A 232-nucleotide genomic window follows, 5' to 3' on the forward strand; every position below is an offset into this window, starting at 1 on the left:
GCTGAGCACTTCCAGCGCGTCGCGGTTGTCGTCGGCGAGCAGCAGGCGGGTGGGGCGCACCTGGGGCATCGTCATGGCGGGTTTCTGGGCCGGCGCGCTGCGCAGGATCGGCAGGCGCACCGTGACGAGCGTGCCCGCGCCGGCCGCTCCGCTTTGAATCGCAATGCTGCCGTGGTGCAATTCCACCAGACGTTTCGCCACCGCGAGCCCGATGCCGAGGCCGCCCTCGGAG

At 71.6% G+C, this 232-nt stretch carries 1 protein-coding gene; it reads right to left on the reverse strand.

The window, feature by feature from the left end:
- Positions 1-232 (reverse strand): ATP-binding protein (locus SB751_RS35645; protein ID WP_410749688.1); only part of this gene is annotated, 232 nt, incomplete at both ends.

The sequence above is a fragment of the Cupriavidus sp. SIMBA_020 genome, from assembly GCF_046535395.1.
Taxonomy (GTDB): domain Bacteria; phylum Pseudomonadota; class Gammaproteobacteria; order Burkholderiales; family Burkholderiaceae; genus Cupriavidus; species Cupriavidus campinensis.